Here is a 6,732-nt window from a genome sequence, read left to right as displayed (position 1 = left end):
CCCGCTCCCACACTTTGACCTGCTACAGGCCTTGTTACTTCTTGGCCTTGGCTTTGGCACCACGCTGGCGCTGGGCTTCAAACAGGCACACACCGGTCGCAACCGATACGTTGAGACTGCTGACACTACCGGCCATCGGCAAATGCACCAGGTAGTCACAATGCTCACGAGTCAGGCGACGCATGCCTTTGCCTTCAGCACCCATGATCAGGATGGTCGGGCCAGTAAGGTCCTGATCATAAATACTGACCTCGGCCTCGCCCGCCGTGCCCACAACCCACAGGCCACGCTGCTGGAGCTTCTCCAGGGTGCGCGCCAGGTTGGTCACGGCCACCAGTGGAATCACTTCCGCGGCGCCGCAGGCCACTTTACGCACGACCGGCGTCAAGGTTGCCGACTTGTCTTTAGGCACGATCACCGCCAATGCACCGGCAGCATCCGCCGAGCGCAGGCAAGCGCCGAGGTTGTGCGGGTCGGTCACGCCGTCCAGCACCAGCAACAGCGGCGAACCTTCGGTGCGATCGAGCAGCTCGTCGAGCATCGCCTCGCCCCAGACTTGGCTCGGACTTACGTCCGCGACCACGCCCTGGTGAACACCTTCCACCCAAACGTCCATCTCACGACGCTCAGCCTGACCGATGGCGACCTTATTTTGTGTGGCCAGCTCGACCAGCGCTTGTACACGCGGCTCGCTGCGACCTTCTGCCAACCACACCTGCTTGACGCGCTTAGGGTGATGACGCAGCAACGCTTCTACGGCGTGCACGCCGTAGATTTTTTCCAGACTCATGACTTGGCCTTAGGTTTGCGCGACCCGCCGCTTCTCGCGGGAGCCGAACCCGCTTTTGGCGGGCCTTTACGGTGTTTGCTCGGTTTCTTTTCTGCGCCCTGGGACTTTCCCCCAGACGCCGCTTTACCACCGCTTTTGGCTTCGTTGAGCAACTGCTGCTTCAACTCGCGGCTTTTGCGCACTTCGGCATTTTTAGCCGCAGCGTCGCTTGGTCGGTAGGCCTCTGGGGCTTTTTCCTTGGCGGAAGAACGACGACCGGCCGGCTTGGACGGCGCAGGCTCGGCAGCCGCTTTCGCAGGAGCGCCTTTGCCTTTGCTGGCTGGCGCAGCGGATTCGCCACCACGTTTTTTACGGTTGCCCGGTGACTCGGCTGGCTTGTCGGACATGCCGAAGTCAATCTTGCGCTCGTCGAGGTCGACGCGCATGACCTGCACTTCTACCGTATCACCCAAACGGAAACTGCGACCGGTGCGCTCGCCCGCCAGGCGGTGATGCACAGGATCGAAGTGGTAGTAGTCACCCGGCAAGGCCGTAACGTGCACCAAGCCTTCGACATAGATATCGGTCAGTTCGACGAACAGCCCAAAACCGGTCACGGCGGTGATCACGCCAGGGAACGACTCGCCCACGCGATCCTTCATGAACTCGCACTTGAGCCAGTTCACTACGTCGCGGGTCGCTTCGTCGGCACGGCGCTCGCTCATGGAGCACTGCTCGCCCAATTGTTCCAGGGCCGCTTCGTCGTACGGATAAATCCGTGCCTTCGGAATGGTCATGGCACCGGCGCGCTTGACGTGCGGGGTGTTCTGCTTGGAGTGGATCACGCTGCGGATTGCGCGGTGCGTGAGCAGGTCCGGGTAACGACGGATCGGCGAGGTAAAGTGAGTGTACGCCTCGTAATTCAGGCCGAAGTGGCCTTGGTTATCCGCGCTGTACACTGCCTGGCTCAAGGAGCGCAGCATGACAGTCTGGATCACGTGGTAATCCGGACGATCCTTGATGCTGGCCAGCAGAGCCTGGTAATCCTTCGGCGTCGGGCCGTCCTTGCCTTTGTGCAGAGACAGGCCGAGCTCGCCGAGAAACGCGCGCAGCTTTTCCAGACGCTCCGGCGGCGGGCCGTCGTGTACACGATACAGCGCAGGAATCTCGTGCTTTTTCAGGAATTCAGCGGTGGCCACGTTGGCCGCCAGCATGCACTCCTCGATCAGCTTATGCGCATCGTTACGCGTGGTCGGGGTGATCGCGGCGATCTTGCGCTCGGAACCAAAGACAATCCGGGTTTCCTGGGTTTCAAAATCGATCGCACCACGGGTATGACGCGCGCCCAGCAACACCTTGTACAGCGCATAGAGCTGCTTGAGGTGAGGCACCACGCCGGCGTATTCGGTACGCAGGGCCTTGGCTTCGCTGGTCTTCGGTGTTTCCAGGATGGTGCTGACCTTGTTGTAGGTCAGGCGCGCCTGGGAGTGGATCACCGCTTCGTAGAACTGGTAGTCGGTCATTTCGCCGGTTTTCGAGATGGTCATCTCGCACACCATGGCCAAACGGTCGACTTTCGGGTTCAGGGAGCACAGGCCGTTGGACAATTCCTCGGGCAGCATCGGAATCACGCGCTCAGGGAAGTACACGGAGTTGCCACGCACCTGAGCCTCGGCATCCAGCGCCGAACCGATCTTCACGTAACTGGAGACGTCGGCAATCGCCACGTACAACTTCCAGCCACCGGAGAACAGGCGCAGCTTGCCGGGCTTGGCTTCGCAGTACACCGCATCGTCGAAGTCGCGGGCATCTTCGCCGTCGATGGTGACAAACGGCAGATGGCGCAGGTCGATGCGCTTCTCTTTGTCCTTCTCTTCGACTTCGGGCTTGAGCTTGCGCGCTTCTTTCACGACGGCTTCAGGCCAGACGTGAGGAATATCGTAGGTACGCAGCGCGACATCGATTTCCATGCCCGGTGCCATGTAGTTGCCGACCACTTCGATGACGTCACCTTGCGGCTGGAAGCGCGGCGTCGGCCAGTGGGTGATTTTCACCTCGACGAACTGACCGATCTTGGCGTTGGCGTTACGGCCCGGAGTGATCAGCACTTCCTGCTGAACCTTGGGGTTATCCGGCACCACAAAGCCGATACCGCCTTCTTCGAAGTAACGCCCCACGATGGTTTCATGACCACGGGACACCACTTCGACGATCACGCCTTCACGGCGACCGCGACGGTCCAGGCCGGAAACCCGCGCCAGGGCACGGTCGCCATCGAACACCAGGCGCATTTGCGCCGGGCTCATGAACAGGTCGTCGCTGCCGTCATCCGGGATCAGGAAGCCGAAGCCATCACGGTGACCGGCGATGCGGCCCAGGATCAGGTCGAGCTTGTCCACGGGCGCATAAGTGCCACGGCGGGTGTAGATCAGTTGTGCGTCGCGCTCCATGGCGCGCAGGCGGCGGCGCAGCGCTTCGAGTTGGTCTTCGGTGGTCAGACCGAATTCTTCAACCAGCTGCTCGCGGCTAGCAGGCGAACCCCGATCGGCGAGGTGCGCCAGGATCAGTTCGCGGCTAGGAATAGGGTTTTCATATTTTTCCGCTTCACGAGCGGCCTCGGGATCGAGGGACTGCCAATCGGCCATTAGAGAGTTTTCACCTTGTCTATATGCGGGTTAGTTTGGCATACGCGTATTGAAACGGGAAATTTCAGACGTCAACTAGCCTTTAAAAAGCCTTTGTAGCTCCAGACGAGCACCTTGCGCGACCATTGGCGAAATATTCCAGGAATTTTTCATGGCGGGGGTTTACAGCTCAACATGCCCTCCGTATAGTGCGCGCCATCGACGACGGCAACGTTGTTGGATAATGCCCAGGTGGTGAAATTGGTAGACACGCCAGCTTCAGGTGCTGGTGATCGCAAGGTCGTGGAAGTTCGAGTCTTCTCCTGGGCACCAAATTCAGATCAAACCCGCGAAAGCGGGTTTTTTCGTTTTAGGTCTTTGATTTTTAACGCAAAACTCGATTTATTTTTTTGAATCAGGGGTTTACAGATCAAAAAGCCGTCCGTATAGTTCGCTCCATCAACAGCGCAAGCGTTGCTGATAATGCCCAGGTGGTGAAATTGGTAGACACGCCAGCTTCAGGTGCTGGTGACCTTACGGTCGTGGAAGTTCGAGTCTTCTCCTGGGCACCAAATTCAGATCAAACCCGCGAAAGCGGGTTTTTTCGTTTCTGGCATCCGAAAACTTTTCCCTCGATTCAGCCCCGCCCACGCATTTGAGAAGTTTTATCGTTTATCCTTGCAATGATTTGTTGCATTCAAGCGAGGAAACTTCCGGATGATGTTCCGCGATACCCGTCTCAAGACATCCCTTCTGCGTGGCCTGACCCTCACTCTGCTCGGCCTGACCCTACTCTCCCCCACTGCCCATTCCGCCGACAAGGTGTCCCTGACCCTGTACAACGGCCAACACAAAGAAGTCGGCGACCAACTCGCCAAAGCCTTCGAAGCCAAGACCGGCATTCACGTCAACGTACGCAAAGGCAGCAGCAACCAACTGGCCAGCCAGGTCGTCGAAGAGGGTGAGCGCTCCCCCGCCGACGTGATCTACACCGAAGAGTCACCTCCCCTGAACAAACTCGGCGAGCAAGGTTTGCTGGCCAAGATCGACGCCGGCACCCTCGACGCACTGCCCAAGGATTACGTAGGCGCCAATGGCGATTGGATGGGCGTGACCGCACGCACCCGTGTCGTGGCCTTCAACCCGAAGCTGATCGCTGAAAAAGACCTGCCCAAATCGGTGCTGGATTTCGCCGGTCCCGAGTGGCAAGGCAAAGTCGGTTTCGTACCCACCAGCGGCGCATTCCAGGAACAAGCCGTAGCAATCATCAAGCTGCACGGTCGCGAAGCCGCTGAGGAGTGGCTGACCGGCCTGCGCGCCTTCGGCAAGGTATACAGCAACAACATGGTCGCCCTCAAAGCCGTGGAGAACGGTGAAGTGGCCACTGTGCTGGTGAACAACTATTACTGGTTCGCCCTGAAAAAAGAAAAAACCAACCTGGACTCCCAACTGCACTACTTCACCGACGGCGATGTCGGCGGCCTGATCACCGTGTCTTCCGCTGCCGCACTGAAATCCAGCAAGCACCCCAAGGAAGCCCAGCAGCTGCTGGCATTCATGGCCAGTGAAGAAGGCCAGCGTGTTATCACCGAGACTTCGGCCGAATACCCGCTGCGCAAGGGCATGAAATCCAACCGTGGCCTCAAGCCGTTCAGCGAGCTGCAACCGCCTAAAGTCACACCCGCCGATCTAGGCAACGCCGAAGAAGCACTGGACCTGGAACGTGACGTTGGCTTGAACTGATGAGCCAATCGCTACTAGCCGTGCGCGGGCGTTTCAGCCCGCGACGCAAGCGCCCTTCGATCTGGCTGCTATTGCCCGTCCTGCTTCTGGTCGGCTTGAGCCTGCTGCCGCTGGTGTATGTCGGGACCAAAGCCTGGCAGGCAGGCTGGGCGCAAGCGGTGCACCTGCTATGGCGCCCCTATGTTTTTGGCCTGCTGCGCAACACCCTCGCGCTGATGGTTGGCGTAACAGTGGCATGCGCCGTGATCGGCCTGTCCCTGGCGTGGCTGCTGGAGCGCAGCAACCTTCCGGGGCGGCGCATCTGGGGCGTGATCCTGTGCCTGCCGTTTGCGGTGCCGGCGTTTGTCAGCAGCTTCACCTGGGTGTCACTGAGCGCCAGTTTCGAGGGACTTGGCGGCGCCATCCTGGTGATGAGCCTGTCGAAGTATCCGCTGGTTTTTCTGCCGGTGGCGGCGACCCTGCGCAATCTTGATCCCTCCCTGGAAGAGTCGGCCCGCACCCTGGGACTGAATCGCTGGGGCGTGTTTTTCCACATCACCCTGCCGTTGTTATGGCCTTCACTACTGGCCGGCGCGCTGCTGATCGCGCTGCACATGCTGGTGGAGTTCGGCGCACTGTCGATCATCGGCCTGCAAACCTTCACCACCGCCATCTACCAGCAATTCGAACTGGAATTCAGCAACGCCAATGCAGCAATGCTGTCGGCCGTACTGCTGGTGATGTGCCTGACCCTGTTGTGGCTGGAACTGCGCGTACGCGGCAAGGGCCGACACGTGCGAATCGGCCAGGGTGCGGCGCGGCATGCCGAGCAGGTTCGATTGGGCAAATGGACGCCACTGGGGCAAGCATACTGCTTGGCGCTGGCGATCATTGGCAGCGGCATTCCCCTGGGGATGCTCGGTTATTGGTTGGCAGTGGGCTCTTCAGCGGCGTTTCCAGTGGCCGAGATTGGCGAAGCGTTACTGTCCTCGCTGGCACTGTCCCTGGGCGGAGCGGCACTCTGCCTAGTGTTCGCCGTTCCGGTGGGGTTGTTGGTCGTGCGCTACAAGGGCCAACTGGCGATTTGGGCCGAACGCCTGCCTTACTTGCTCCACGCTCTGCCCGGCCTGGTGATCGCACTGACCCTGGTGTACTTCGCACTGCATTACGTGCCAACGCTGTACCAGACCTCCGCCTTGTTGCTGATCGCTTATGCGCTGCTGTTTTTGCCGCTAGCCCAGGCACCGATCCGTACAGCCCTGAACAAAGCGGCACCGCAACTGGAAGAGGCCGCACGCACACTGGGTGCGTCATCGCTCAGCGCATTTTGCCGGGTGACCCTGCCGATCATCTTCCCGGCCTTGGGCGCAGCGTTTGCACTGGTGTTTCTGGATGCGATGAAGGAACTGACGGCGACGTTGCTGCTCAGCCCGACTGGGTTGAATACCCTGGCGACGGCAGTGTGGGCGCATACCTCGAATGTGGAGTTTGCAGCGGCAGCGCCGTATGCGGCGTTGTTGATTTTGGTGTCGGGGTTGCCGGTGTACTTGCTCACTACTCGGATGTATCTGAGCCGCTGAGACCGCTATCGCAGGCAAGCCAGCTCCTACGTTGGAA

Annotated in this window: 4 protein-coding genes and 2 tRNA genes; 4 read left to right on the top strand and 2 right to left on the bottom strand. The window is 59.7% G+C overall.

Going from position 1 to position 6,732, the window contains the following annotated elements; all coding sequences use genetic code 11:
- Positions 1–34 precede the first annotated feature (34 nt).
- Together rlmB and rnr are read right to left on the bottom strand one after the other, a co-directional pair.
- Positions 35–790, bottom strand: a complete 756-nt coding sequence (rlmB, locus tag ACRESD_RS07580; RefSeq protein ID WP_431750357.1) for a 23S rRNA (guanosine(2251)-2'-O)-methyltransferase RlmB — start codon at positions 788–790, stop codon at positions 35–37.
- The gene (rnr, locus tag ACRESD_RS07575) at positions 787–3,414 is read right to left on the bottom strand and encodes a ribonuclease R (protein ID WP_431750356.1); all 2,628 of its coding nucleotides are present in this window, start codon (positions 3,412–3,414) and stop codon (positions 787–789) included. The genes rlmB and rnr overlap by 4 nt, the downstream gene beginning before the upstream one ends.
- Positions 3,415–3,639: 225 nt before the next feature.
- On the opposite strand from rnr, the gene ACRESD_RS07570 reads away from it, so the two are divergent.
- The 4 genes from ACRESD_RS07570 (at position 3,640) to ACRESD_RS07555 (ending at position 6,695) form a co-directional block, all read left to right on the top strand.
- Positions 3,640–3,726, top strand: a tRNA-Leu gene (locus ACRESD_RS07570).
- Between the two features lie 152 nt (positions 3,727–3,878).
- A tRNA-Leu gene (locus ACRESD_RS07565) sits at positions 3,879–3,965 on the top strand.
- A gap of 145 nt (positions 3,966–4,110) precedes the next feature.
- A complete protein-coding gene (locus ACRESD_RS07560; RefSeq protein WP_431750355.1) occupies positions 4,111–5,136 on the top strand; it encodes an iron ABC transporter substrate-binding protein in 1,026 nt (341 codons plus the stop codon).
- Entirely contained in the window at positions 5,136–6,695 is a 1,560-nt protein-coding gene (locus tag ACRESD_RS07555) for an ABC transporter permease (protein WP_431750354.1), read from the top strand. The genes ACRESD_RS07560 and ACRESD_RS07555 overlap by 1 nt, the downstream gene beginning before the upstream one ends.
- Positions 6,696–6,732 lie beyond the last annotated feature (37 nt).

This window comes from Pseudomonas sp. (assembly GCF_050739995.1).
GTDB lineage: Bacteria > Pseudomonadota > Gammaproteobacteria > Pseudomonadales > Pseudomonadaceae > Aquipseudomonas.
The sequence above is the reverse complement of the archived record's forward strand: the minus strand, read 5'-3'. Positions and strand labels throughout refer to the sequence as shown.

Bases quoted from the DNA above. Each gene is read 5' to 3' on its own strand.
- rlmB (WP_431750357.1), bottom strand. From the start codon at position 790: ATGAGTCTGGAAAAAATCTACGGCGTGCACGCCGTAGAAGCGTTGCTG.
- rnr (WP_431750356.1), bottom strand. From the start codon at position 3,414: ATGGCCGATTGGCAGTCCCTCGATCCCGAGGCCGCTCGTGAAGCGGAA.
- ACRESD_RS07560 (WP_431750355.1), top strand. From the start codon at position 4,111: ATGATGTTCCGCGATACCCGTCTCAAGACATCCCTTCTGCGTGGCCTG.
- ACRESD_RS07555 (WP_431750354.1), top strand. From the start codon at position 5,136: ATGAGCCAATCGCTACTAGCCGTGCGCGGGCGTTTCAGCCCGCGACGC.